Annotated in this window: 25 protein-coding genes and 4 tRNA genes; 9 read left to right on the plus strand and 20 right to left on the minus strand. The window is 71.4% G+C overall.

All coding sequences use genetic code 11. From position 1 onward, the window contains the following. Window position 1 precedes the first annotated feature (1 nt). From ASF89_RS11135 to ASF89_RS11160, 6 genes are all read right to left on the minus strand, one after another. Window positions 2-538, minus strand: a complete 537-nt coding sequence (locus tag ASF89_RS11135) for a GNAT family N-acetyltransferase (RefSeq protein WP_055814555.1) — start codon at window positions 536-538, stop codon at window positions 2-4. Window positions 539-629: 91 nt separating this feature from the next. Continuing rightward, on the minus strand, window positions 630-1,319 hold the full coding sequence (rplA, locus tag ASF89_RS11140) for a 50S ribosomal protein L1 (RefSeq protein WP_055795799.1): 690 nt from the start codon (window positions 1,317-1,319) through the stop codon (window positions 630-632). Between the two features lie 90 nt (window positions 1,320-1,409). Next, window positions 1,410-1,841, minus strand: coding sequence for a 50S ribosomal protein L11 (rplK, locus tag ASF89_RS11145; RefSeq protein WP_055795796.1), 432 nt, complete (start codon window positions 1,839-1,841; stop codon window positions 1,410-1,412). Window positions 1,842-1,968: 127 nt separating this feature from the next. Further along, on the minus strand, window positions 1,969-3,108 hold the full coding sequence (nusG, locus tag ASF89_RS11150; RefSeq protein ID WP_055814558.1) for a transcription termination/antitermination protein NusG: 1,140 nt from the start codon (window positions 3,106-3,108) through the stop codon (window positions 1,969-1,971). 85 nt (window positions 3,109-3,193) lie between these two features. Next, the gene (secE, locus tag ASF89_RS11155) at window positions 3,194-3,475 is read right to left on the minus strand and encodes a preprotein translocase subunit SecE (RefSeq protein ID WP_055795792.1); all 282 of its coding nucleotides are present in this window, start codon (window positions 3,473-3,475) and stop codon (window positions 3,194-3,196) included. 98 nt (window positions 3,476-3,573) lie between these two features. Then, window positions 3,574-3,646 (minus strand) — tRNA-Trp (locus tag ASF89_RS11160). A 153-nt stretch (window positions 3,647-3,799) separates the two neighbouring features. On the opposite strand from ASF89_RS11160, the gene ASF89_RS11165 reads away from it, so the two are divergent. The 5 genes from ASF89_RS11165 (at window position 3,800) to ASF89_RS11185 (ending at window position 8,793) form a co-directional block, all read left to right on the plus strand. Next, entirely contained in the window at window positions 3,800-5,002 is a 1,203-nt protein-coding gene (locus ASF89_RS11165) for a pyridoxal phosphate-dependent aminotransferase (protein ID WP_055795790.1), read from the plus strand. A 95-nt stretch (window positions 5,003-5,097) separates the two neighbouring features. Further along, complete coding sequence (locus ASF89_RS11170) at window positions 5,098-6,018, plus strand: ABC transporter ATP-binding protein (protein ID WP_055795787.1); 921 nt, start codon at window positions 5,098-5,100, stop codon at window positions 6,016-6,018. After that, window positions 6,015-6,824: an ABC transporter permease gene (locus tag ASF89_RS11175; RefSeq protein WP_055795785.1), complete on the plus strand. Its 810-nt coding sequence runs from the start codon at window positions 6,015-6,017 to the stop codon at window positions 6,822-6,824. Before ASF89_RS11170 ends, ASF89_RS11175 begins: the two co-directional genes overlap by 4 nt. 53 nt (window positions 6,825-6,877) lie before the next feature. Then, window positions 6,878-8,140, plus strand: a complete 1,263-nt coding sequence (locus tag ASF89_RS11180) for a sensor histidine kinase (RefSeq protein WP_082489936.1) — start codon at window positions 6,878-6,880, stop codon at window positions 8,138-8,140. Further along, window positions 8,137-8,793, plus strand: a complete 657-nt coding sequence (locus ASF89_RS11185; RefSeq protein ID WP_055795784.1) for a response regulator transcription factor — start codon at window positions 8,137-8,139, stop codon at window positions 8,791-8,793. Before ASF89_RS11180 ends, ASF89_RS11185 begins: the two co-directional genes overlap by 4 nt. Before the next feature lie 24 nt (window positions 8,794-8,817). Here ASF89_RS11185 and ASF89_RS11190 read toward each other — a convergent pair whose 3' ends face one another. Genes ASF89_RS11190 through ASF89_RS11200 form a run of 3 tightly spaced genes read right to left on the minus strand, consistent with a single transcriptional unit; the run spans window position 8,818 to window position 10,792 of the window. Then, window positions 8,818-9,909, minus strand: a complete 1,092-nt coding sequence (locus ASF89_RS11190; RefSeq protein WP_255354986.1) for a UDP-N-acetylmuramate dehydrogenase — start codon at window positions 9,907-9,909, stop codon at window positions 8,818-8,820. Then, window positions 9,906-10,337: a MaoC/PaaZ C-terminal domain-containing protein gene (locus ASF89_RS11195; RefSeq protein WP_055814561.1), complete on the minus strand. Its 432-nt coding sequence runs from the start codon at window positions 10,335-10,337 to the stop codon at window positions 9,906-9,908. Before ASF89_RS11195 ends, ASF89_RS11190 begins: the two co-directional genes overlap by 4 nt. Then, complete coding sequence (locus ASF89_RS11200; RefSeq protein ID WP_055814564.1) at window positions 10,334-10,792, minus strand: MaoC family dehydratase N-terminal domain-containing protein; 459 nt, start codon at window positions 10,790-10,792, stop codon at window positions 10,334-10,336. Before ASF89_RS11200 ends, ASF89_RS11195 begins: the two co-directional genes overlap by 4 nt. A gap of 94 nt (window positions 10,793-10,886) precedes the next feature. Here ASF89_RS11200 and ASF89_RS16130 point away from each other — a divergent pair, with 94 nt between their 5' ends. Then, window positions 10,887-11,219, plus strand: a complete 333-nt coding sequence (locus ASF89_RS16130; protein ID WP_055798171.1) for a DUF3072 domain-containing protein — start codon at window positions 10,887-10,889, stop codon at window positions 11,217-11,219. Window positions 11,220-11,441: 222 nt separating this feature from the next. Beyond that, window positions 11,442-12,329 carry a UbiA family prenyltransferase gene (locus ASF89_RS11210; RefSeq protein WP_235484076.1) on the plus strand — a complete coding sequence of 296 codons (888 nt, stop codon included), beginning with the start codon at window positions 11,442-11,444 and terminating at the stop codon, window positions 12,327-12,329. A 27-nt stretch (window positions 12,330-12,356) separates the two neighbouring features. On the opposite strand, the gene ASF89_RS11215 is transcribed toward ASF89_RS11210, so the two are convergent. The 5 genes from ASF89_RS11215 to ASF89_RS11235 form a co-directional block, all read right to left on the minus strand. After that, a complete protein-coding gene (locus ASF89_RS11215) occupies window positions 12,357-13,505 on the minus strand; it encodes an NAD(P)/FAD-dependent oxidoreductase (RefSeq protein ID WP_235484107.1) in 1,149 nt (382 codons plus the stop codon). 5 nt (window positions 13,506-13,510) lie between these two features. Continuing rightward, window positions 13,511-14,245, minus strand: a complete 735-nt coding sequence (locus ASF89_RS11220) for a methyltransferase domain-containing protein (RefSeq protein ID WP_235484077.1) — start codon at window positions 14,243-14,245, stop codon at window positions 13,511-13,513. Further along, window positions 14,242-15,423, minus strand: coding sequence for a type III polyketide synthase (locus tag ASF89_RS11225; protein ID WP_055814570.1), 1,182 nt, complete (start codon window positions 15,421-15,423; stop codon window positions 14,242-14,244). The genes ASF89_RS11220 and ASF89_RS11225 overlap by 4 nt, the downstream gene beginning before the upstream one ends. Before the next feature lie 148 nt (window positions 15,424-15,571). Further along, window positions 15,572-15,645 (minus strand) — tRNA-Met (locus ASF89_RS11230). A 51-nt stretch (window positions 15,646-15,696) separates the two neighbouring features. Beyond that, window positions 15,697-15,768, minus strand: a tRNA-Thr gene (locus ASF89_RS11235). Window positions 15,769-15,895: 127 nt separating this feature from the next. Here ASF89_RS11235 and ASF89_RS11240 point away from each other — a divergent pair. After that, window positions 15,896-16,459: a 2'-5' RNA ligase family protein gene (locus tag ASF89_RS11240; RefSeq protein ID WP_235484079.1), complete on the plus strand. Its 564-nt coding sequence runs from the start codon at window positions 15,896-15,898 to the stop codon at window positions 16,457-16,459. 38 nt (window positions 16,460-16,497) lie between these two features. Here ASF89_RS11240 and ASF89_RS11245 read toward each other — a convergent pair whose 3' ends face one another. Next, the gene (locus tag ASF89_RS11245; protein ID WP_055814573.1) at window positions 16,498-17,463 is read right to left on the minus strand and encodes an aldo/keto reductase; all 966 of its coding nucleotides are present in this window, start codon (window positions 17,461-17,463) and stop codon (window positions 16,498-16,500) included. A 77-nt stretch (window positions 17,464-17,540) separates the two neighbouring features. Here ASF89_RS11245 and ASF89_RS11250 point away from each other — a divergent pair, with 77 nt between their 5' ends. After that, on the plus strand, window positions 17,541-19,292 hold the full coding sequence (locus ASF89_RS11250; RefSeq protein WP_082489938.1) for an alpha-amylase family glycosyl hydrolase: 1,752 nt from the start codon (window positions 17,541-17,543) through the stop codon (window positions 19,290-19,292). A gap of 87 nt (window positions 19,293-19,379) precedes the next feature. Here ASF89_RS11250 and ASF89_RS11255 read toward each other — a convergent pair whose 3' ends face one another. From ASF89_RS11255 to ASF89_RS11275, 5 genes are all read right to left on the minus strand, one after another. Next, window positions 19,380-20,645, minus strand: coding sequence for a M23 family metallopeptidase (locus ASF89_RS11255; RefSeq protein WP_055814576.1), 1,266 nt, complete (start codon window positions 20,643-20,645; stop codon window positions 19,380-19,382). A gap of 221 nt (window positions 20,646-20,866) precedes the next feature. Then, a complete protein-coding gene (locus tag ASF89_RS11260; protein ID WP_082475059.1) occupies window positions 20,867-21,694 on the minus strand; it encodes an inositol monophosphatase family protein in 828 nt (275 codons plus the stop codon). 67 nt (window positions 21,695-21,761) lie between these two features. Further along, window positions 21,762-21,843: transfer RNA gene (locus tag ASF89_RS11265), tRNA-Tyr, on the minus strand. Between the two features lie 93 nt (window positions 21,844-21,936). Then, window positions 21,937-23,403: a cardiolipin synthase gene (gene cls / locus ASF89_RS11270; RefSeq protein ID WP_055795772.1), complete on the minus strand. Its 1,467-nt coding sequence runs from the start codon at window positions 23,401-23,403 to the stop codon at window positions 21,937-21,939. Window positions 23,404-23,406: 3 nt separating this feature from the next. Then, the gene (locus ASF89_RS11275; protein WP_055795770.1) at window positions 23,407-23,895 is read right to left on the minus strand and encodes a YajQ family cyclic di-GMP-binding protein; all 489 of its coding nucleotides are present in this window, start codon (window positions 23,893-23,895) and stop codon (window positions 23,407-23,409) included. Window positions 23,896-23,965: the final 70 nt, after the last annotated feature.

Consider the following 23,965-nt stretch of genomic DNA (forward strand, 5'->3'; position numbering starts at 1 on the left):
GTCAGACCTCGCACTCGAGCACGAGGTCGTCGTGGGTTCGACCGCCGACGACGAAGCGTCGCGTCCCGACCCCCTCGAAGCCCCGTCCCGCGTAGAAGGCGCGGGCTCGGCCGTTCTCGGTGTTGACCCCGAGCCAGACGGAGCCCGCCCCGTCGGTGACCGCGGTCTCGAACACGGCCGCCATGAGCCGGGCGGCGACGCCCTGACCGTGGCGGTCGGGCAGGACGTAGAACTTGCTCAGCTCGACGGTCGGCCGGGCGGCGACGGAGCGGGACACGTCGTCGTCCGACGGGTCCCCCTCGACGAGCATCGCGTAGGCGACCACCTCGTCGGTCTCCTCGTCGACGGCGACGAGCACGGTGCGATCGGGGTCGGCCGCGTACTCGGCGAAGCGCTCGGCGCTGAGGTGCGTCGTCACGAAGCGCGCGATCTCGACCAGGGCCGTGCCGGGCGGACAGGCCAGCGGGAAGGTGATGGCGGCGACGTGCGCAAGCCGTGGTGCGTCGGAGGCGGAGGCCAGGCGGATGGAGACGGTCACCCGACCATCGTGCCCCACCGGAGACGACGAAGGCCGCCCCGCTCGAGAGCGGGACGGCCTGTCGTGACGATCGTCGTGATCGAGGCGGAGCCTAGAAGACGTTGATGTCGAGGGGGATGCCGGGACCGAAGGTCGTCGACAGCGTGCCCTTGGTGATGTAGCGGCCCTTGGAGGAGGACGGCTTCAGACGGACGACCTCGTCGAGGGCGGCGTCGAGGTTGGTGTTCAGCTGCTCTTCCGAGAAGCCGGCCTTGCCGATGACGAAGTGCACGTTCGAGTGCTTGTCGACACGGAACTCGATCTTTCCGCCCTTGATGTCGTTCACGGCCTGGGCCACGTTCGGCGTCACGGTGCCGGTCTTCGGGTTGGGCATCAGACCACGCGGGCCGAGGACCTTGCCGAGACGACCGACCTTGCCCATGAGCTCGGGGGTCGAGACGGCGGAGTCGAACGACGTGTAACCGCCGGCGACCTTCTCGATGAGCTCGTCGCCACCGACCTCGTCGGCTCCGGCGGCCAGGGCGGCCTCGGCGGCCGCACCGGTCGCGAAGACGATGACGCGGGCGGTCTTGCCCGTGCCGTGAGGCAGGATGACCGTTCCGCGGACCATCTGGTCGGCCTTGCGGGGGTCGACGCCGAGCTTCAGCGCGACCTCGACGGTCGAGTCGAACTTCTTGGAGCCGGTCTCACGAGCGACGGCGACGGCCTCGCTGGTGCTGTAGAACTTGCCTGCCTCGATCTTCTCGGCAGCGGCGCGGTACGCCTTGGACTTCTGAGCCATGCGGAAATCTCCTGATTTCGAGAGTGTGGTTACGAGCCTGGCCGGCTCTCCCACAGATGTCTGGGTGGTGGGGTGCCCGGGGGCGAGTGCTTACGCGTCCACCGTGATGCCCATGGAGCGGGCGGTGCCGGCGATGATCTTCGCCGCGGCGTCGATGTCGTTGGCGTTGAGGTCGGCCTGCTTGGTCGTGGCGATCTCGCGGACCTGGTCCATGGTCAGCTTGCCGACCTTGTCCGTGTGCGGGGTACCGGAGCCCTTGGCGACGCCGGCGGCCTTCTTGATGAGCTCGGCGGCGGGCGGGGTCTTCAGGATGAACGTGAACGAACGGTCTTCGTACACGGTGATCTCGACGGGGACGACGTTGCCGCGCTGCGACTCGGTCGCGGCGTTGTAGGCCTTGCAGAACTCCATGATGTTCACGCCGTGCTGACCCAGGGCCGGGCCGATGGGCGGGGCGGGGTTCGCGGCGCCGGCGTTGATCTGAAGCTTGATCAGACCCGTGACCTTCTTTTTCGGTGCCATTCTTCTTTTCCTTCTTGTGGGTGTCGAGACGACTGCGGTCGCAGCCGACTCTCCCGGTGACCCGCGGGGCGGGCTCCGGTGATCTGTCGGGGCGGCATCCCCGGGAGGATGCCGCGACGTGGAGGGGTTAGAGCTTGGTGACCTGGTCGAAGCTCAGCTCGACCGGCGTCTCGCGCTCGAAGAGCGAGACGAGCACCGTGAGCTTGCCGCTCTCGGGTTTGATCTCGTTGATCGTACCGGGAAGACCGGCGAACGACCCCTCTTTGATCGTGATCGTCTCGCCGATCTCGAAGTCGACCTCGGCGGGGATGACGCGCTGGGCCTGCTTGCCGCCCTTGGCGCCGCCCTTGGCGGGAGCCGGCGTCGGATCGATCTGGACGAGGCTCTTCAGCATGTTGAACGCCTCTTCGAAGCGGAGCGGCGTCGGGTTGTGCGCGTTGCCCACGAAGCCGGTCACCCCGGGGGTGTGACGGACGACGGACCAGCTGTCCTCGTTGAGGTCGATGCGGACCAGGACGTAGCCGGGGATCCGCACGCGGGTGACGAGCTTGCGCTGGCCGTTCTTGATCTCGACGACGTCCTCCATGGGGACCTCGACCTGGTAGATGTAGTCCTCCATGGTCATGGAGACCATGCGGTTCTCGATGTTCTGCTTCACGCGACGCTCGAAGCCCGCGTAGCTGTGGATGACGTACCACTTGCCGGGCTTGCCGCGGAGCTCCGAACGGAACGCCTCGTAGGGGTCGACCTCGACGGGCTCGGCCTCGTCGTCGGTCGTGACGTCGTCGGCGTCGAGCACCTCGTCGCCGAAGGCGGCCTGGGCGTCGGCGTCCTGGACCGACTGCTCGGCCTCGGCGACGACCACGTCGTCTTCCTCGTCGTCGGACTGCTCTGCGGCGACGGCGGCGTCGGCCGCGACGGCGTCGCCCTCGGCGGCGGCTTCGTCGGCCTCGGTCTCGGCCTCGTCGTCGGTCGCCTCGACGGCGGCCTCCGCCTCAGCGGCGTCGTCGATGTCGAGCGCGTCGTCGACGATGGCGTCGGCTTCGGGGTCGCGGGCCTCGGCGAGCGTGTCGAGCAGACCGTCGAGGTCGTCGGTGTCGTCCGAACCGGCTTCGCTGTCGTCGACGACCGTGATGGCCTCGCTCTCGGCGGACTCGACGGATTCTTCGTCGGCGCTCAGGGTGCCGCCCTCTTGGGCCTCTTCGACCTCGGAGGACTGCTCCGCAGCGGTGGCGAGATCGATGTCGTCGCGCTCGTTGTCAGGCAAGGGTTTCTACTTCCGTTCGTGGGGTTCGGATCGGCTGCCCGTCGGTCGGGGCCGGATCACGTGTGGCGTCGGGGCGACGCCGGACTCAGCTGCCGGTGGGGCCGTTGCCGAAGACGTAGCCGACCACGATGCCGAACACCGTGTCGAGCCCGCTGACCAGCGCCATCATGATGACGACGAAGACGAGGACGACGCCCGTGTAGCTGAAGAGCTCTTTGCGGGTGGGGGTGACGACCTTCTTGAGTTCGTTGATCACCTGTCGGATGAACAGGGCGATCCGGGCGAAGGGACCACGGCGTGCCGCAGTGTCCTTCTTCGCCTTGTCGACGACGTCCTCGCTGGGAACGTCAACGTCTTTTCTCGCCACTGTGGGTACCTTCCGAGCTCGGCCCGCGGGCCTGTGTCCGTGATCCGGGCCGCCGCGCTGAAACCTGCTGGATCAGTCGCGACGGCCCGACCGGGCTGCAGGGCGGACAGGACTCGAACCTGCAACCTGCGGTTTTGGAGACCGCTGCTCTACCAATTGAGCCACCGCCCTTCGGGGCCAACACCAAGCTCACCACCGCCGATCGATGCACGGTGGGCGACGCCGTGAGGCGCGCAAAAGCTTGGCGATCATCGACCGCCTGGACCAGTGTAGGCGACCGCGCGGGCCGGTGTAAAGCCGGGCCCGCGGGCTAGGCTGACGGGCGTGACCACGCCAGCCCGCCGCCTCTCGTCCCGCATCGCGTCCATCGCCGAGTCCGCCACCCTGAAGGTCGATGCGAAGGCCAAGTCGCTCGTCGCGGCCGGGCGTCCGATCATCAGCTACGGCCCCGGCGAGCCGAACTTCGCCACCCCCGATCACATCGTCGAGGCCGCGGTGGCCGCGGCTCGCGACCCGCGCAACCACCGGTACTCCGCGGCGGCCGGCCTCCCCGAGCTCCGTGAGGCCATCGTCGCCAAGACGCTCCGCGACAGCGGGACGACCGTCTCGACCTCGCAGGTGATCGTCACGAACGGCGGCAAGCAGGCCGTCTACCAGGCGTTCCAGGCGCTGCTCGACGACGGCGACGAGGTGCTGCTCCCCGCGCCCTACTGGACCACCTATCCCGAGGCGATCGCCCTCGCCGGCGGGGTGTCCGTCGAGGTGTTCTCCGGCGCCGACCAGGACTACAAGGTGACCGTCGATCAGCTCGAGGCGGCCCGCACCGAGCGGACGAAGGTCCTGCTGTTCTGCTCGCCGTCCAACCCCACCGGCGCCGTCCACTCCCCCGCCGAGGTCGAGGCGATCGGCCGCTGGGCCCTCGAGAACGGCGTCTGGGTCGTCACCGACGAGATCTACCAGAACCTCACCTACGACGGCGTGGTCGCCACCTCCATCACGCAGGCGGTCCCCGAGCTCGCCGAGCAGACCATCCTGGTCAACGGCGTCGCCAAGACCTACGCGATGACCGGCTGGCGGGTCGGCTGGATGATCGGCCCGGCCGACGTCATCGCCGGGGCGGCCAACCTGCAGTCCCACCTGACCTCGAACGTCTCGAACGTGTCGCAGCGGGCCGCCATCGCGGCGCTGACCGGCTCGCAGAGCGCCGTCGAGGCGATGCGCGCCTCCTTCGACACCCGTCGCGCGACGATCGTCCGCGAGCTGAACGCCATCGAGGGCGTCGTCACCCCGACGCCCGAGGGCGCCTTCTACGTCTACCCCGACGTCACCGGTCTGCTCGGCCGCGACTGGAACGGCGTGACGCCGACCACGTCGCTCGAGCTGGCCGATCTCATCCTCGAGCAGGCCGACGTGGCGGTCGTACCCGGAGAGGCCTTCGGGCCGAGCGGGTACCTGCGTCTGTCGTACGCCCTCGGAGACGACGAGCTGCTCGAAGGGGTCCGGCGCCTCCAGCGTCTCTTCGGCTAGCACGCGGCCGCCGCGACGAGGGTCAACCGGTCGATGGACGCCCGCTCGACCGGTCGACCCTGGTGCCCGGCCGAGAAGGGGCGCACCCTGGTCACATGACCTCAGAACCCGTCGTGCGCGTGCGCGACCTCACGAAGAGCTACGGGGCGACAGCTGCTCTGCGAGGCGTCTCGTTCGACGTCGAACCCGGCGAGACCCTCGGGCTCCTCGGCCCCAACGGGGCCGGCAAGTCGACCACCATCGAGATCCTCGAGGGCTACCGCGACCGGAGCTCCGGCGAGGTGTCCGTGCTCGGCGTCGACCCCCGTCGGGGCGGTCTCGACTGGAAGGCCCGCCTCGGCATCGTGCTGCAGACCTCGGGCGACCAGGGGACGGCGACCGTCCGTGAGCAGATCGCGCACTTCGCGGGCTTCTACCCCCGCCCGCGCGACGTCGACGAGGTGCTCGTGGCCGTCGGCCTCGAGGCCAAGGCGAACGCCCGGATCCGCTCGCTGTCGGGTGGCCAGCGTCGTCGCGTCGACGTCGCGCTCGGCGTGGTCGGCCGCCCCGAGCTGCTGTTCCTGGACGAGCCGACCACCGGATTCGACCCCGAGGCGCGTCGCGCGTTCTGGCAGCTCATCCGCTCTCTCTCGTCGGACGGCACGAGCATCGTGCTGACCACCCACTACCTCGACGAGGCGGCTCAGCTCAGCGACCGGGTCGCCGTCGTGACGGGCGGCCGCCTCGTCGCCCTGGGCCGACCCGACGAGCTCGGCGACGAGGAGACGCGCACACCGCGGGTCACGTGGCTCGACGACGACGGGCGCCATGACGTCCGGACCCCGGAGCCCGGCGCGTTCGTCGCGCGACTCCACGCCGACGGAGGTGAACCGCGCTCGCTCGAGGTCATCCGGCCGTCGCTGGAGGACGTCTACCTCGACCTGGTCGCGCGGGCCGAGCAGACCGCCGACGGCCCCGAGGAGGCGCCGGCCGCGGTCGACGCGCACCGCGCCTCCTCGGCGGGGGTGACGTCGTGAGGACGCTGACGCTCGGAGCGAGTCGCACCCGGTACGAGGTGCGGTCGTACTTCCGGGCCGGGGACACGGTCTTCTTCACGTTCCTGTTCCCCGTGGTCATGCTGGCCATCTTCTCGACGGCGTTCAGTGCGTCGGGCTCGTTCGGCACACGCGCCGACGGCAGCGAGGTCGGCGCCGCCGCCTTCTATCTGCCCGGCATGATCGCCGCGGGCATCCTGCTCTCGGGCGTGCAGAACCTCGCCGTCGACATCGCCCTCGAACGAGGCGACGGGACGCTCAAACGGCTCGCGGGGACCCCGCTGCCGGTGGCGTCGTACTTCGTCGGCAAGCTCGGCCAAGTGCTCGTCACGAGCCTGCTGCAGGTCGCCCTGCTCGTGCTCGTGGCGCGGCTGCTCTTCGGCGTGCCGCTGCCGACGGAGGCGTCGTCGTGGGCGACGCTCGCCTGGGTGTACCTGCTCGGCATCGCGACCTCGGCCCTCGTCGGCATCGCCCTGTCGCGGGTGCCCCGCAGCGGCAAGAGCGCCACCGCCGTCATCGTGCCGATCACCCTCGTGCTGCAGTTCATCTCGGGTGTCTACCTGCCCTTCACGCAGCTGCCCGAGTGGCTGCAGACCGTGGCCTCGGTGTTCCCGCTCAAGTGGCTCGCGCAGGGGATGCGCAGCGTGTTCCTGCCCGACACGTTCGCCGCCGCCGAGGCCGGGGGCTCGTGGGACCTCCCCGGGGTGGCCCTCTGGCTCGTCGTGTGGCTCGTCGCCGGCGCGGCCGCATCGGTGCTGACCTTCCGGTGGATCCGGAAGGACGGGTGAGGGCCGTCGGGATCGGGCCGCGCACCTCCCCCGACGGCGCTAGCGTGTCGCCCATGGACGACGACCGCGACCGATCCGATGCCGAATGGCGCGAGCTGTCGGGAACGGCCCTGTCGATGCGGTGGTGGGACGCGGGTCTCGCCCTGACCACCGTCGTCCTCGGCGTTCTCGCGGCGACGTCGTCGAGCTCCCGCGTGGGGCTGTCGCTCGCGGCCGTCGGGGCTCTCGTGCTCGTCTGGTCCGCCGTCGCCCGACCCGTGATCCGCCGGAACGAGGGGCGGCTCTCGTCGCAGGCCGTCGTGGCGGCCGGGGCTCTCGTCGTCGCCGGCGGCGCCGCGGTCGCGGCGACCCCCGAGCTCGCGACCCTCCAGGCCTTCGTCATGCCGGTGCTCTGGACCCTCATGCCAGGCCCGCGCCCCGCGATCGCGGCCAACATCGCCCTCTGCCTGGCGATCTCGGCCGGCTTCGTCATCGGGCTCGGCTGGTCGGCCGACACGGTCGCGACGGCGGTGACGAGCGAGGCGCTCTCGCTCGTCTTCAGCATCGCGCTCGGACTCTGGATCACGACCATCGCCCGGGTGGGCGCCGAGCGCGGACGCCTGCTCGACGAGCTGCGCGACGCCCAGGCCGAGCTCGCGGCCCGCAGCCGCGACATCGGCAGCAGCACCGAACGCGAGCGCCTGGCGAGGGAGATCCACGACACGATCGCGCAGAGCCTGACCGGCGTGGTCATGCTGGCGCAGAGCACGCGCGGCACGCTCGAGGGCGGCGACGTGGACGGTGCGCTGGCGCGGCTCGGCACCATCGAGGAGGCCGCTCGGGAGGCGCTGACCGAGGCCCGCACGCTCGTCGCGGCCACCGCCTCCTCGGGATTGACGGGTCATGACGTCGCCGCCGCCGTCGGCCGCGTCGCCGAGCGGTTCCGCCGCGAGAGCGGCGTCGACGTCTCGGTGCGGGCCGAGGCGGTCGATCTCCCGCGCGACCTGCAGGTGGTGCTGATCCGGGTCGTGCAGGAGGCGTTGGCCAACGTCCGCAAGCACAGCGGCTCGCCGACGGCCCGGGTGGGCCTCACCACCCGCGACGACGCGGCGGTGCTGACCGTCGCCGACGACGGCCGCGGCTTCGACCCGCACTCCCCCTCGACCGGCTTCGGGCTGATCGGGCTGCGCGAGCGGCTCGCCCTGGCCGGCGGCTCGTTCGACGTCGAGACCGGCCCGGCGGGCACGACGATCACCTGCCGCCTGCCTCGGACCCCGGCCGGGACCGGCGATCTCCGCCCGGACGCCGGGTCGACCGTCGGGGCGGTGACGGCGTGACCCGCCACCGCACGCTCGTGGCGGACGACCATCCGATCGTGCGCCAGGGGATCGCCGCTCTGCTGGGCGCCACCGACGACTTCGACGTCGTCGGCCAGGCAGGCGACGGGCTCGAGGCCGTAGCGCTGGCCGCCGCTCTGGAACCCGATCTCGTCGTCATGGATCTCCGCATGCCGGGGCTCGACGGCGTCGCCGCGACGGGGGCCGTCCTGGCGGCGCGCCCGTCGACGCGCGTCGTCGTGCTGACGACGTACGAGACCGACGACCATCTGCTCTCGGCCATCGAGGCGGGCGCGAGCGGCTATCTGCTCAAGGCGTCGCCCGAGGCGGAGCTGCTGGCGGGTCTGCGCGCCGTGGTGGCCGGACAGGTCGCCCTGGCGCCGTCCCTCGCCGTGCGGCTGGCCGGATCGGCCCGGCGGGGGACGGAGCCGGTGCCGCGGGCGAGTCCGCTCAGCCCCCGCGAGACCGAGGTGCTCGCTCTCGTCGCCGCGGGCTGCTCGAACCCCGAGATCGCCCGCCGACTGTTCGTCGCGGAGGCCACGGTGAAGACCCACCTGGTGCACGTCTTCGAGAAGCTGGCCGTCGCGGATCGGACCCGGGCCGTCACCCTCGCTCTCGAACGGGGCTACCTGCCGAGCGGTCCGTCGTCGTAAGGCGCCCGCGCGGGGGCGTGCGACTCAGAGCGACAGGCCGAGCAGCACGGGCTCCGGGTGCAGCACGACCCCGAACTCGGCGGTGACGCGCTGCTGCACGAAGCGGGCGAGCTCGACGACGTCGTCGCCCGTCGCCGACCCGCGGTTCGTGATCGCGAGCGTGTGCTTGGACGAGATCGCGGCACCCGAGCCGGGCAGACGGAACCCGCGCTCGATGCCGGAGTGCTCGATGAGCCACGCCGCGCTCAGCTTCACCGCACCGGATCGGATGGGCGGCGGCGCGGCCGGTTCTTCACCCAGAGGGACGACGCGCGGCTCGGCGTCCGGCTCGAGACGCCAGCGCGGAGCGTCCGACGGCAGCTCGGCCGCGACGGCGCGCGCGACGACCGGGTTCGTGAAGAACGATCCGCTCGAGGCCGTGTCGCGATCCGCCGCGTCGAGCACCATCCCCTTGGCGGCGCGGAGCGCGAGCACGCTCGAGCGCACGTCGGCGACCGAGACCCGGGCGCCGAGGTCGACGCCGAGCGCCTTCGCGAGCTGGGGGTAAGCGACCTGCTCGCTCACCCCGCCTCCGTCGACGAGCGCGAATTCGACGGCCGTGACCACGCCCCGGCGGCCCTTCTTGAAGACGCTCGTGCGGTAGCCGAGCCCGAGGTTCGCCGCCGGGATGCGGACGAACTCGCCGGAGTCCTCGTCGAGGAAGTCGACGGCGACCACGGTCGTCGCGACCTCCTGCCCGTAGGCGCCGATGTTCTGGATCGGCGAGGCGCCGGTGGAACCGGGGATGCCGCTCAGCGCCTCGAGACCGGAGAGCCCCTCTGCGACCGTCGCGGCCACGAGATCGTCCCACGGCTCGCCGGCGGCGACGCGGAGATGCACCCGGTCGTCGTCGGACCCGACGCGCTCGACGCCCCGCGTGGCGACGTGCACGACCGTGCCGTCGAAGGGCTCGTCGGAGGCCACCGTGTTCGACCCGCCTCCGAGCACGAACCAGGGGTCGCCGAGCGACCAGGCCTCGCGCACGGCGAGGAGGAGCTCGTCGGTCGTGGTCGCCTCGAGGAGCCGGGCGGGTTCGCCGCCGACCTGCATCGTGGTGAGCTCGGCGAGCGTCGTCACGCCAGGGTCACCACGACCTGGGCCCTGCCCAGGACGGTCTTCTCCGCGTGGGTCACCGTCAGGTCGACACGGGCCGTCCGGGCCTCGTCGTCGAGATCGGCGATCGTCGCGACCACCGAGATCTCGGCGCCCTCGACCGGGTCGACGACGACCGGGCGCGTGAACTTGACCTGGTACGAGCTGACCCAGCCGAGCACGCCGGAGTCGTCGCCGGAGCCCTCGAGCCAGTCGACCACGGGCTGCACGGCCGTGCCCATGGTCAGCATGCCGTGGGCGAGCACCCCCGGCAGGCCGACGGACGCGGCGACGTCGTCGCGGTAGTGGATGGGGTTGAAGTCCCCGGAAGCGCCGGCGTAACGGACGAGGGTGTCGCGACTCAGGGCGTAGGTCGTGGTCGCGATCACCTGCCCGACCTCGAGGGCGCTCACGCGTCGTCCCCGTCGGCGGAGCGGACCACGAGGGTCGACACCGCGGTGACGACGTGGGCTCCGTCGGCGTCGACCATCGCGGACGACGCCGTCACCACGGAGACGCCGCCGCGGTTCTTGACGCCCGTGACCGTGAGGGTCGCGGTCAGCTCGTCGCCGGCGACGATCGGGCGCGAGAGGGAGAAGCTCTGCTCGCCGTGGACCACGCGCGAGAAGTCGATGCCTGCGTCGGGCTCGGCCAGGAGCTGCGCCAGAGTCGCCTCCTGGACGACGATCGCGAAGGTGGGCGGGGCCACGACGTCCGCGTGACCCGCCGCCCAAGCGGCCTGGACGTCGAGCGAGAGGGGACTCGTGGAGCCGGTCGCCCTCGCGAACTCGCGGACTTTCTCTCGGCCCACCAGGTAGGGCGGCGCCGGCGGGAGGACCCGCCCTGACAACTCGGGGTTCACAGACACGTCGACGAGTGTACCGAGCGCCCCCGATGCTGGGACGGGTGTCGGTGGCACGGCGTACGGTCACGGCATGAGCGACTCCAACATCGATCCCGACATCACGCCCGTCGACCCCGCCTCGGCCGAGGCCGAGCAGACCGCACCCGCCGACGGCACGACCCCCGGTGGCGAGACCCTCGGCGGCCAGGCCCCGAGCGGCGACGCCCCCACCGGCGAGACGCTCGGCGGCGAGCGCCCCGACGCCTCGAACACCGCCTCGAAGGACCCGGAGCAGTGGGTCACCGGCGACGAGCCCATCACCGGCCCGCAGAAGAGCTACCTCGACACCCTCGCTCGTGAGGCCGGCGAGGAGCTCCCCGCCGACATGACCAAGGCCGAGGCGAGCGAGCACATCGACCGCCTCCAGCAGAAGACGGGGCGCGGAGCCTGACCGTTCGCGTCCCGAGTCTTCTCACCCGGACCGGCGCGACGTATGCTCGTCCCACGTCTGGGATGGTAACTCGACGCAGGTGCCCCCTCTCGGTCTGGAGCTGGTTCTGATCCGCTTGCCCCATCGACCCTGCGGCACCGGGGTGCGTGCCCGGATCCTCACCGGTCCGGGCACGTCAGCTCCGACCTCCGTGACACCGATCGCCGATCCCCGGATCGCATCGTGAGCACTCGTGCGTCGCCCGGCTCCGCTCTGCGGGTGGTCGCCGCGGTGCTGCGGTCGTCGCACCCCGGGCCCACGCTCACGGTCACCGTCCTGACCGTCGTGCTCGGCCTCGCCATCGGACTCCCGGCGGACCGCCTGGCCGTCGTCGCCGTCGGCGTCCTCGCCGGTCAACTGGCGATCGGTCTCTCGAACGACGTGATCGACGCCGAACGCGACCGCCGGGTCGGTCGCCGCGACAAGCCGATCGCTCAGGGCGTGATCGCTGCACGCACGATCCTCATCGTGGCCGTGGCGTGCGCGCTGATCGGGTTCGGACTGCCCTTCGCCCTGGGGCCCGGCACCGGGATCGCTCATGCCGTCCTGCTCGCCTCGGGTCTCGCGTACAACGCGGGGTTGAAGGGCACGGCCGCCTCCGTCGTGCCGTTCGTCGTAAGCTTCGGGATCCTCCCCGCCGTCGTGACCCTCGCCGACGCGCCCCCGGCCCCTCCGGCCCTCTGGGCGCTAGGCGTCGGCGCCGTCTTCGGGGTGGCGATCCACTTCACCAACGTGCTGCCCGATCTGGCGGACGACGCTCGGACGGGCATCGTGGGGCTCCCTCACCGACTCGGCCGGCTCCGCGCCGGTCTCGTCGCGTTCGGAGCGCTGGCGTCGGCCGCCGTGCTCGCCCTCGTCGGTCAGCTCACATCGAGCCCCGCGGACATCGACGGCCCGCACCTCGCCCTCGCGTTCGGCGGAGCCGCGGTCGTCGTCGCCGTGGCCGGCATCGGCGCGGCCGCCGTGCTGCAGGGCCGGTCGTCGCGGCTGCTGTTCCGGCTGATCATGGCGTCGGCGCTGCTCCTGGTGGCGCAGCTCGCCGTCGGTGGAGCAGCCCTGACCGCGCGCTGACGGCGCCCGTCACGGCCGGCGGTGCGCTCAGACGAAGCGCATCGCGTACGTCGCTGCGAGCAGGCCCGACGTCGGGAGGCCGAGACCCAGGCGGATCACGGTCCGTCGGGCTGCGAGCACGACCGGACCGCACGGGCGGCCGAGGGCCGTGTTGACCTGCGCCTGACGGGCCGCACGATGCGCGGACCGTCGCCGCGCCTCCTCGTAGCCGGCGAACAGCTGCGGATCGAGACGCCGCCCGCCCGCCCGGCGCAGCGCCCTGCCGATGACCGGCGCGACGGCCTCGGCGTCGAGCCAGCCGAGATTCATGCCCTGACCGCCGATCGGGCTGATCTGATGAGCCGCATCGCCGATCAGGACGACACGACCGGCCACGGTCGACGTCGCGAGTCGCGTCCGCACGGTGAACGAACTGCTCATCGTCCCGGTGGAGGGGTCGAGCGCCAGTCCGGTCCTCTCGGCGACGAGTCGCGCCACGGTCTCGACCGAGGCTCCGTCGGCCGGGACGGGCGTGGCGACCACGAATCTCCGGACGCCGCCCGGGAGGGGGAACGACTCGACCACCCCGGCGCCCTCGAGCGACACGACGGCCCTCTCGCCGTCGCCGGTGTCGTCGCGGACGTCGGCCATCGCGTAGTGATCGCCTCGTTCCGACACCGGAGCCGAGATGCCGACGAGTCTCCGCACGGTGCTGCGGGCACCGTCGGCGGCCAGGACGAACCGCGCCGCGACCTCGGCCGGCCCGTCCGGTCCGCTCCCCCGCAGCACGACGTGCTCGGCCGTCTGCTCGAGCGACAGGGCCTCGACGCCGAGACGCAGAGCGTCGGGGGCGACGGACGCGAGTCGGGCGCGGAGCAGCCGCTCCGTCTCGGACTGCGGTCTCGCCGCCACGAACGGGTACCGCGTGTCGACGCAGGCGAAGCTCAGGCGACCCAGCGTGCGGCCCGATCCGCGAGCCTCCGCGTCCGTGATCCGCACGGCCCCCGCGACGATGTCGTCGGCGAGGTCGACGGCGTCGAACGCCCGCAGCGACGGCGGATGGATGCCGATGGCCCGCGACTGCTCGGGAGGCGCGGCGCGGCGCTCCCAGACGACGACGTCGAGTCCCTGCCGGGCGAGCAGCAGCGCGGCGAAGACCCCGACGGAGCCGCCGCCGACCACGGCGACGTCGTGCATCCGCCTCACGCCGCCTCCTCCCTGGCCCGCTCGGGTGCGTGCACGAGCCAGAGCCGGAACGGACGGCGGGCGACCACGCGCCACCGCGGCGGGACGACGGCTCGGAGCTCGTCGGGCCGGAAGCTGCGACGGATCGAGCGCAGGCCGTCGACGCGGACGAACGAGCGCCCGGCGAGCGGGAGGCTCCCGATCCAGTACGCGAGGTAAGCGGTCCGCGCCCGCCGGATGTCGACGTGCACGACGAGGCGCTCCGCCAGTCTCTCGCTGTCGTCCAGGACGGATGCGCGCGCCTCGTCGTCGAGGTGGTGCAGGACGTGGTTCGAGACGACGACGTCGAAGCGCTCGCCCGCCGTCACGAGATCCCCGCTCGACACGCACCGGTACTCGACGCCGGGCAGCGGATGCTCGGAGGCCCAGCCGTGCGCGCGAGCGTCCGGGTCCGCGGCGACGATCTCGAGACGGAGACCGTCCTTCCGGGCGCGACGCATCAGACCGCGTGCGACGTCACCGCCCCCGGAACCGAGATCGAGCAGCCGGAGCGGCCGCTCGTCGGACATCATCGGCCGGAGAAGCTCCCGGTAGATCGCCCCCCACCCGCCCACGAGCGCGTTCACGAGCGGGAACACGCCGTACGTCCTCTCGAGCAGCCGCAGGTCGCAGTCGGGATCGTCCATCAGCTCGACCAGACCGGCGTCGCGCCGGTCGAGGTCGACCCGCGCCGCACGGGGCGCTCGGCTCACGAGGCGATCCGGCTGCGGAACGATCCCGTCTCGACGGTGAGTCCCGGCCCGAAGGCCATCGCGACCACCCGCTGAGGCCGAGGAGGCGCGGTGGACGACCACGCGCCTCCTTCGCCGGTCAGGGCCTCGCGCATCACGAACAGCACCGTCGCGCTCGACATGTTGCCCGCCTCGCGCAGGACCTTCCGCGACGCGGCGACCTGGTGGTCGGCGAGGCCGAGGCGGTTCTGCACGCGGTCGACGATGCTCCGTCCGCCCGGGTGGACGGCCCAGAGGTCGATGTCGGCGGCCCTGAGCCCGTCGGTCCACAGAGCCGCCAGGGCCTCATCGACGTGCTGCTCGACGATGTGGGGCACGTAGCTGCTGAGGACCATGTCGAAGCCGCTGTCGCCGATGCTCCACGCCATGTCGCCCTCGCCGACCGGCGTCAGCACGGTCTCGAGAGCCTCGACGTCGAGCACCCGGCTGCCCTCGGGCGCGGGCCGAGCCGTGATGATCGCGGCCGCCGCGCCGTCGGCGAAGACGGAGGACGCCACGATCGCGTCGGGGTCGGACGAACTCCGCAGATGCAGCGTGCAGAGCTCGGCGCAGACCACGAGCACCACGGCGTCCGGGTCGGCCAGGCACGTGTCGCGGGCCGATCGGATCGCGGGGAATGCGCCGTAGCAGCCCATGAAGCCGATGTGGAGGCGGCGCGTCGAGGCGGCCAGCCCGAGCGCGCGGACGAGGAGGTAGTCGGGGCCGGGCGCGAAGAAGCCGGTGCACGAGACGGTGACGACATGGGTGACGTCGGCGGCCGTGATCCCCTCGGCGTGATCGAGGGCGTCACGTGCGGCCGCCTCGAAGAGGGCCGGGCTCCGCTCGACGTAGACGTCGTTGCGCGTGCCGGTGCTCGGATCGAGGATGCGGCCGGTCTCGGAGTCGAGGAAGACGGGCGCCTCGAGGGGTTCCGACCCGAGGCCGCCGCCCTCCGACCCGCCGGCGCCGAGCTCGTCGATGACCGTGTGGCGGGTGTCGATCGCGGCCGCGTCGAAGACGGACCCGACGAGGCGGGTCGCGAGGCGGCTCAGCCCCGGCTGCGTGCGGAACACGTCTCGGATGTGCTCCTGGCCGATGACCGTGTCGGGAACGGCGGTGCCGATGCTGCGGATGCTGACGGGATCGGCGGGGGCGGGCATACGTCATGCTATTCCGCCGCAGGGCCGCCACGACCGGCGTGGCCGCTCGGGTTGACACGACGCCATCGGATCGGACGGTGCTGCGACCGGACGGATCGGGCGGACCGGGCCGCAGACGACAGAAGGCCCTCCGGAGAGGGCCTTGCGGTAGCGAGGGCGGGACTCGAACCCGCGACACCACGATTATGAGCCGTGTGCTCTAACCAACTGAGCTACCCCGCCGCAGGCTGTGAACCCCGCCGTATCGATGAGCGACGGGACCGTGACAGCCAGAGCCCCGAGTCAGGTTTGAACTGACGACCCCTTCCTTACCATGGAAGTGCTCTACCACTGAGCTATCGGGGCGTGACCACCGGGTCGCGATCTGCTCGCGGCCGATTGGCACCAGGTAATGTTAGCAGAGCCCGGAGGGTGCTGCTGCCACCCGTCGCGCACCCGGCGCGTCACCCCTCGACGGCGCAGAATCGACCGGGTGCACAGCATCGAACTGCTCCTCGACGACGTCACCGACGCGGCCGTCCGCGAGTCCTGGGCCGCCCTCGCCGGCGCGGGGCTGCCCTCCCTCGCCCATCACGCGGGTGAGACCAACGCGCCGCACGTGAGCCTGTCGGTGACGGAGCACCTCGACGACCGGGCCGACCCGCGCCTCCGGCGGATCTCCCGCGCCCTGCCCCTGCCGCTCGGACTGGGCGGACTCGTCGTCTTCGGGCGCCCGCCCCGCGGGCTCGTCCTCGCCCGCGGCGTCATCCCGACGGCGGCCCTGCTCGCCCTGCACCGGGACGTGCACGAGAGCGCAGGAGGCGCGGCGACGGTGGCGCACACCACCCCCGGTCGGTGGACGCCCCACGTGACGCTCGCCTCGCGGCTGGACCCCGATCAGCTGGCACGCGCCATCGAGGTGCTGGCCGAGGCCGACCGGGCCGCCGCCTCGACGAGGGCACCGGAGCCGGGCGGTGCAGCGGGGCCCCCCGAGAGCGGCCGGGTCGTGGCCCTCCGTCGGTGGGACTCCGACGCGAGGACCGTGACGATCCTCTGACGCGAGGACGTCGGCGGTCCGGACCGGGGAGGCGCGGGTCAGGCGGGCGGCCCCGACACGGCCTCGAGGGCGGCGAGGTCGTGCTCGGAGAACTCGACGCCGGCCGACTCGAGGAGCCCTTCGAGCTGGATCGTCGTCCGAGCGCTCGCGAGGGCGCCGACCACGTTCTGACGGGTCGCCAGCCAGGCGATGGCGACCGCACCCGGCACGACGCGCTGACGGTCGGCGATCTCGACGAGCACCTCGACGATGCCGAGGTTCTTGGGGGTCACGTAGCTGAGGGCGCGGTTGCCGCGTGGGGAGTCGCCCCGACCCGAGTCGCCTCGGTACTTGCCGGTGAGGAATCCGCTGGCGAGCGACGAGTGCGGCAGGACGGCGAGACCGAAGTGGTCGACGATCGGCTGGACGTCGTTCTCGTAGTCCGTCCGGCGCACGAGATTGTAGGCGGCCTGGACGGCGGCGAAGCGGTGCAGACCGTCGCGATCGGCGATCGCGAGCGCCTGCCGGAGTCTCGCGCCCGTGTAGTTCGACGCGGCGGGGTATCGGATCTTGCCCTCGTCGACCAGTTCGCTGAGCGCCGCGACCGTCTCGTCGAGCGGGGTCTCGTCGTCGTCGAAGTGAGTGAAGTAGTAGTCGATGTAGTCGGTGCGCAGCCGGCGCAGGGACGCGTCCACGGCGGTCCGGATGCTCGTGCGGGTGAGCCCCGGGGCGTCGGGATGCTGACCGCACTTCGTGCTCAGCAGCACCCGTTCGCGATTGCCCGGGCGGGCGATCCACCGACCGATGATCGTCTCCGACTCGCCGCCCACGTTGCCGGGCAGCCAGGCCGAGTAGACGTCCGCGGTGTCGATGATGCGGCCGCCGTCGCCGACGAAGACGTCGAGCACCTCGAAGGCGGTGGGCGCACCCACCGTCCAGCCGAAGACGTTGGTGCCGAGGGCGAGGGGGAAGACGGGCCCGTCGGCCGGATCGTCGGCGGTCGCGGGGACGCTCGGTGGGGTCACGGTGGGGGCCAATCGCAGTCGGGTCGTGACTGCACGCTAGCGGATGACCGCCCGACGCCCTGCCGTATCGTGGCCTCATGTCCTCATCAGAGCCCACGGGCGACACGCTCGACGCCCCCGCAGACTCCGAGACCGACGCCACCACCCTCATCGACGAGGCTCCGAGCCCCTCGTCGGAGAGGGGCGGCGAGTGGTGGCGGTCTGCCGTCATCTACCAGGTCTACCCCCGCTCGTTCGCCGACTCCGACGGAGACGGCATCGGCGATCTGCCCGGCATCACCTCCCGGCTCGGCGATCTCGCCGACCTGGGGGTCGACGCCGTGTGGCTGTCGCCGTTCTACCGATCCCCGCAGCGCGACGCCGGCTACGACGTCGCCGACTACCGCGACGTCGACCCGCTGTTCGGCAGCCTCGACGACTTCGACGCCCTGCGCGCGCGAGCGACGGACCTCGGGCTGAGGGTCATCGTCGACGTCGTCCCCAACCACACCTCGTCGGACCACGCCTGGTTCCAGGCGGCGCTGGCGGCGGAGCCCGGCTCGGTCGAGCGCGGCCACTACCTCTTCCGCGACGGCCGGGGGGACGACGGCGAGCTGCCGCCGAACAACTGGGAGTCGATCTTCGGAGGCCCGGCCTGGACTCGGGTGACCGAGGCCGACGGCTCGCCCGGCCAGTGGTACCTCCACCTCTTCGACTCGTCGCAGCCCGACCTCGACTGGACCGACCCCTGGGTGCGCGAGCAGTTCATCGACGTGCTCCGCTTCTGGCTCGACCGCGGGGTCGACGGGTTCCGCGTCGACGTCGCCCACGGCATGATCAAGGCCGAGGGCCTGCCCGACTACACGCCCCCCTCCGACGCCGGCAGCATGGGCGGCGGCCAGGGCGAGTCCGCTCCCCCGCCCTACTGGGGTCAGGACGGGGTCCACGAGATCTACCGCACCTGGCGCACCGTGCTCGACGAGTACCCAGGCGACCGCGTGCTCGTCGCCGAGGCCTGGGTCGAACCGCTGTCGCGACTGGCCGACTGGGTGCGTCCCGACGAGATGCACCAGGCGTTCAACTTCTCGTACCTCGAGACGGGCTGGTCGGCGAGCGAGATCCGTCGGGTCGTCGACTCCTCCCTCGAGGTGTTCTCGAGCGTCGGGGCGCCCAGCACCTGGGTGCTGAGCAACCACGACGTCGTCCGGCACGCCAGCCGCCTCGCCCTCACCGCCGAGAACCCCCAGGGCCACGGCATCGGCCCCCTCAGCGCCGGCCTCCCGATCCCCGAGCTCGGTCTCGCCCGCGCCCGCGCGGCCACGGCCGTCATGCTCGCGCTCCCCGGCAGCGCCTACCTCTATCAGGGCGAGGAGCTCGGACTCCCCGAGGCCATCGATCTCCCCGACGACAGCCGTCAGGATCCCACCTGGTTCCGCACGAAGGGCGAACGCTACGGGCGGGACGGGTGCCGTGTGCCTCTGCCCTGGGCCTCCGGCGAGCCGGCCTTCGGGTTCAACTCGACCGGCGCCTCCTGGCTGCCGCAGCCGTCGGACTGGTCGACGTACGCCCGGGACGAGCAGGTGGGCGTGACCGGCTCGACGCTCGAGCTGTACCGGCTGGCTCTCCGTCTGCGATCGGAGCTCGACCTGGGCACGGCGGAGATCGGCTGGCTCGACGAGTACTCGCGAGACGTCGTGGCGTTCCGCACCGCCGGGGTCACCGTGCTCGCGAACCTGGGCGAGGTCGCCGTCGAGCTGCCCCTCGGCGAGGTGCTGCTGTCGACCATGACGCTCGACGGGCCCGCCCTGCCGCCCAACGCGGCGGTCTGGCTGCGCGACGTCGACGCCTGACGTCCGTCCCGACGACGACGAGACCCCCGGGCGCCTGCCCGGGGGTCTTCTCGTGGGGCCCGTCTCGGGCCACGCGCGTCTCCGACGTCAGTTCGTGTTGGCGGTGAGCCAGGGGTACGGGTCGACGGGGACGCCGTTGAGGTGGATCTCGAAGTGCAGGTGCGCGCCCGTGCTGTTTCCGGTGCTGCCGACGGCGCCGATGATCTGACCGACGGTCACGGTCTGTCCGACGGAGACCGCCACGGAGCCGCTCTGCATGTGCGAGTAGGTCGAGGTCACCTTCTGGCCGTCGACGACGTGCTCGATCTCGACGTGGTTGCCGAAGGCGCCCGACGGCCCGGTGACCGCGCTGACCGTGCCGTCCGCGATGGCCTGGATCGGCGAACCGGCGCCGGGGATGAAGTCGAGACCCTGGTGGAAGGTCGAGCAGAAGCTGCAGTTGCTGACCTGTCGGGCGCCGAATCCGCTGCTGATCGGCACACCGGTCTGGAACGGCCACTGGACGGTTCCCGCGACGTCGTTCGAGAAGGTGCTCGAGCTGGTCGACGCGTACTCGTTGACGACGATGGTGCTGACGGAGTAGCCGTCACGCGAGACGCTCGCCTCGGGGGCGGCCCCGGCGGCGACGAAGCTCTGCTGCGCACCCGCCGCCTTCTTGGCGGCCGTGAGCTCGGGGGTGTCGACGAAGAACGCGTTGGCCGGGACGGACGTCGCGACCAGCATCGCACCGGCGAAGAGCATGGCTCCGACGACGGTGACGCGCTGCGACGTGCGCCTGAACGACGACCCCCGGGAGGCGGTGCTCGCGGCGACCGCGGAACCGGCGGTCGTGCGAGCCGGCCGGCGCGATGCGCCGCGGACGGCGCCGCTGCGACTCGTCGCACCGCCACCCGCTGCGGGGCGCCCGGCCGCCGAGCGACGGGCGGTGGGCTCGGAGGGTGCGGCAGGGGCGCCGGGGTGGGCCGGGCGCCGACGCGCGGAGGTCGCGGCGGCGGCCTCGGCGGCGCGACGGGCGCGGCGCGAGTCGTGGGCGGGCACGCCGTCGACCGGCGCCATGACGGAGGGAGCCGTGACGGAGGGAGCCGCGACGGCGGGCTCGGTCACGATCGGGGCCGAGACGACGCTCTCAGCGGCGACCGACGCACGTGCCTCGGATCCGACCGCGGATGCGCTGCCCTGCGCGGCGCGGGCTGCTGCACGCTCGGCCTCGCGCAGCTCGCGGCGCGTGGCGAAGGTCGGGACCGTGATGCTCGCGGTGGGGGTGTCCGAGACGGTGACCAGAAGATCGTTCTCTGCTCCGATGGACGGGATGCCGTCGCCGTCGGGCTCGGAGATGTTCTGGTATTTCGACACGTCTGATGGATCCTCGGGGTTGTCGGGACGGAGAGGCGGTTGCTCCCTCTTCTTCTCGGCCGCTACCCCGTAGACCATGTCACGGAAAAGTAACGAACCAGTCAAGGGTAGCCGAAGGGTGAACGGATGGCTACCCGCGGCCGCCGATCGAGGCCACCCCGGGCGTCGTGCCGGGGTCGGACGGGCGAGGTCGCCGCCACCCGGCCGGGTCGCCCGACGGCTCAGAACCCGGCCTCGACGAGGACTTCCCGCAGCTCGTCGGCGATGCCCGGAGCGGCCGCCACCGTGAGTCGCTCGTCGGGCGCGTCGTCGCCCTCACCGCCGACCACGGCCCCCGCCTCGGACGCCACCAGCACGCCGGCGGCGTGATCCCAGGGCTTGAGTCCGCGCTCGGCGTACGCGTCGAGACGGCCGCTCGCGACGGCGCAGAGATCGAGCGACGCGGCGCCCATGCGACGGACGTCGCGCACCCGTCCGATGAACCTCCCGAGGATCTCGGCCTGCTCGACGCGACGGGTCGCGTCGTACGAGAACCCGGTGCCGACCAGCGACTGCGACAGGGAGGCGGGCGACGCGACGGCGAGACGGCGGCCCGACGACCACGCGCCTCCCCCGAGCGAGGCCTCGTAGGTCTCGTCGGCGAGCGGGTTCACCACGCAGCCGGCCAGGGTCCGCCACGATCGCGGATCGGGACCGCCCTCGACGACGGCGACGCTGACCGCCCACTGCGGGATGCCGTAGAGGAAGTTCACGGTGCCGTCGATGGGGTCGACGACCCAGGTCAGCCCCGTCGACGAGTCGTCGGGCGCACCCTCCTCGCCGAAGAAGCCGTCGCCCGGCCTCTCGCGGGCGAGCCTCTCGCGCAGGTACTCCTCGACCTCGCGGTCGGTGTGCGTGACGACGTCGACCAGGCTGCTCTTCGTCGCGGCCACCTCGACCCCCGCGGCACGACGTCGGGCGGCGAGATCGGCGGCGTCGATCGCGACGGAACGGGCCACCTCGAGCAGGGCTGCGATGCTCGAGGCGTCGACCGGGGGTTTCTCGGACACGGTGCCTCCTGAGGGCGATCGGGTCGTGAAACACGAACGGACTCGAGTGATCGAGTCCGTTCGAGAGTGGCAAGTGAGGGATTCGAACCCCCGAAGGCTACGCCGGCTGATTTACAGTCAGATCCCTTTGGCCGCTTGGGTAACTTGCCATGCACGCCCAGCCCATGTGTTCACCGACCGGAGGCGCCAGACAAATATACAGCCTTCTGGACCTCGCGCCGACCACGGGCACGCTCAGCGTGTCACTGCACCGCGGAGGTGAGACGGGCGACGTTGTCGAGCACCTTCGAGCGGAAGGGGCGGGTCAGCCAGTCGTCGAGGAGGAGCTCCCGGCTGGCGTCGCGGTACTCCTGCTCGACCTCGCGCAGCTGACGGACGAATCGGCGGCCCCGGATCATGATCGAGATCTCGAGGTTGAGGCTGAAGGAGCGCATGTCCATGTTGCTCGACCCGACGACGGCGACCTCGTCGTCGATCGTGATGTGCTTGGCGTGCAGGACCGTGGGCGATCGGTACAGGAAGATACGGACCCCGGCTCGCAGCAGCGCCTCGTAGTACGAGCGCTGCGCGTGGTACACCACGGGCTGGTCGCCGATCTCGCTCACGAACAGCTGCACGTCGAGGCCGCGCTGCGCCGCCGTGGTCACGGCGTAGAGCATCGACTCGTCGGGGACGAAGTAGGGGCTCGTCAGGATGATGCGGTCCTGCGCGCTGTAGAGGAGCGAGTTGAACAGCCGCAGATTGTTCTCGCCGTCGAAGCCGGGCCCGCTCGGCACCACCTGGCAGTCGATCGTCTCGGTCGAGTCGGCGACGTGCACCGGGTCGGTCTCGCGGAGCAGCAGCTCGTCCGTCTCGCTGTACCAGTCGGTCACGAACAGCGCGTTGATGCCGGCCACGATCGGACCGTCGAAGCGGACCATGAAGTCCTTCCAGGCGAGCCCACGGCGGCGGTTCTTGCGCTTCTGGTAACCCCGGTCGATCATGTTCTGCGATCCGGCGAAGGCGACGAGACCATCGATCACCAGCAGTTTGCGGTGGTTGCGCAGGTCGGGCCGCTGGTAGCGGCCTCTGAAGGGCTGCACGGGCAGCATCAGTCGCCAGTCGACGTCGATGCGATCGAGGCGCTTGCGGGTCCTGCGGTAGCCCGGGTACCCCCGGCTCGCGATGTGATCCATCAGGAGGCGCACCGTGACGCCACGACGACGCGCGTTCTCGAGGGCGACGAAGAAGGGCTCGGTCGTGGCGTCGACGCTCGTGATGTAGAACTCGGCATGCACCCAGCGCTCGGCGCCGTCGACGGCGGCGACCATGGCGTCGATCGACTCCTGATAGTCGGAGTGCAGCTCGGCGGTGTTGCCGCCGACGAGGGGCATCGCACCGAGCTTGCGGTTCAGCTCGACGATCGTGTCGAGCCATGCGGGCCAGGGGTGGTCGCGTTTGACCCGCTCGATGCCCTCGGTGGTCTCGACGATGTACTTGTTGATCTCGGCCTGCTTCTCGCGGCGGCGACGCGGGAGGCGCCTGCTGCCGACGAGCAGGAAGACGATGAAGCCGACGTAGGGGATCAGGAAGATCGCGAGCAGCCACGCGGTGGCCGTCTGGGGACGCCGGTTGATGGGCACGTAGACGATGGCGAACACCCGGATCGCGATGTCGACGACGAGACCGATGACCGCGAGGGTGGGGGCCACCCACGTCGGCAGCTCCATCGACTACCGGAAGTTGACGAACTGCAGGTCGACCTCGAGGTCGGCCTTCTTCAGGAGAGCCATCGTCGCCTGGAGGTCGTCGCGGCTCTTCGACTGGACGCGCAGCTCGTCGCCCTGGATCTGGCTCTTGACGCTTTTCGGCGCCTCGTCGCGGATGATCTTGCCGATCTTCTTCGCCTGATCCTGCTCGATGCCCTCTTTCAGGGCGGCCTCGATGCGGTACTCCTTGCCGCTGGCGAAGGGATCGCCTGCGTCGAGGTGCTTCAGGCTGATGCTGCGCTTGATGAACTTCGACTCGAGCACGTCGAGGACGGCCTTGACGCGCTCCTCGGTGTTCGCCTTGAGCAGCAGCTTCTCGCCGCTGTAGTCGACCGAGGCGCCCACGTTCTTGAAGTCGTAGCGCTGCTCGATCTCTTTCTGCGCCTGGTGGAGGGCGTTGTCGACCTCCATCTTGTCGACCTTGCTGACCACGTCGAAGGAACTGTCTGCCATGGGAGACAGCCTAGCCATCCCCTCCGACGCCGGTGACGCCGTTCACGCCACGGGCCGCTCGCGGCCATGG

The sequence above is a fragment of the Frigoribacterium sp. Leaf172 genome, from assembly GCF_001424285.1.
In the GTDB taxonomy this organism is placed as follows: Bacteria; Actinomycetota; Actinomycetes; order Actinomycetales; family Microbacteriaceae; genus Frigoribacterium.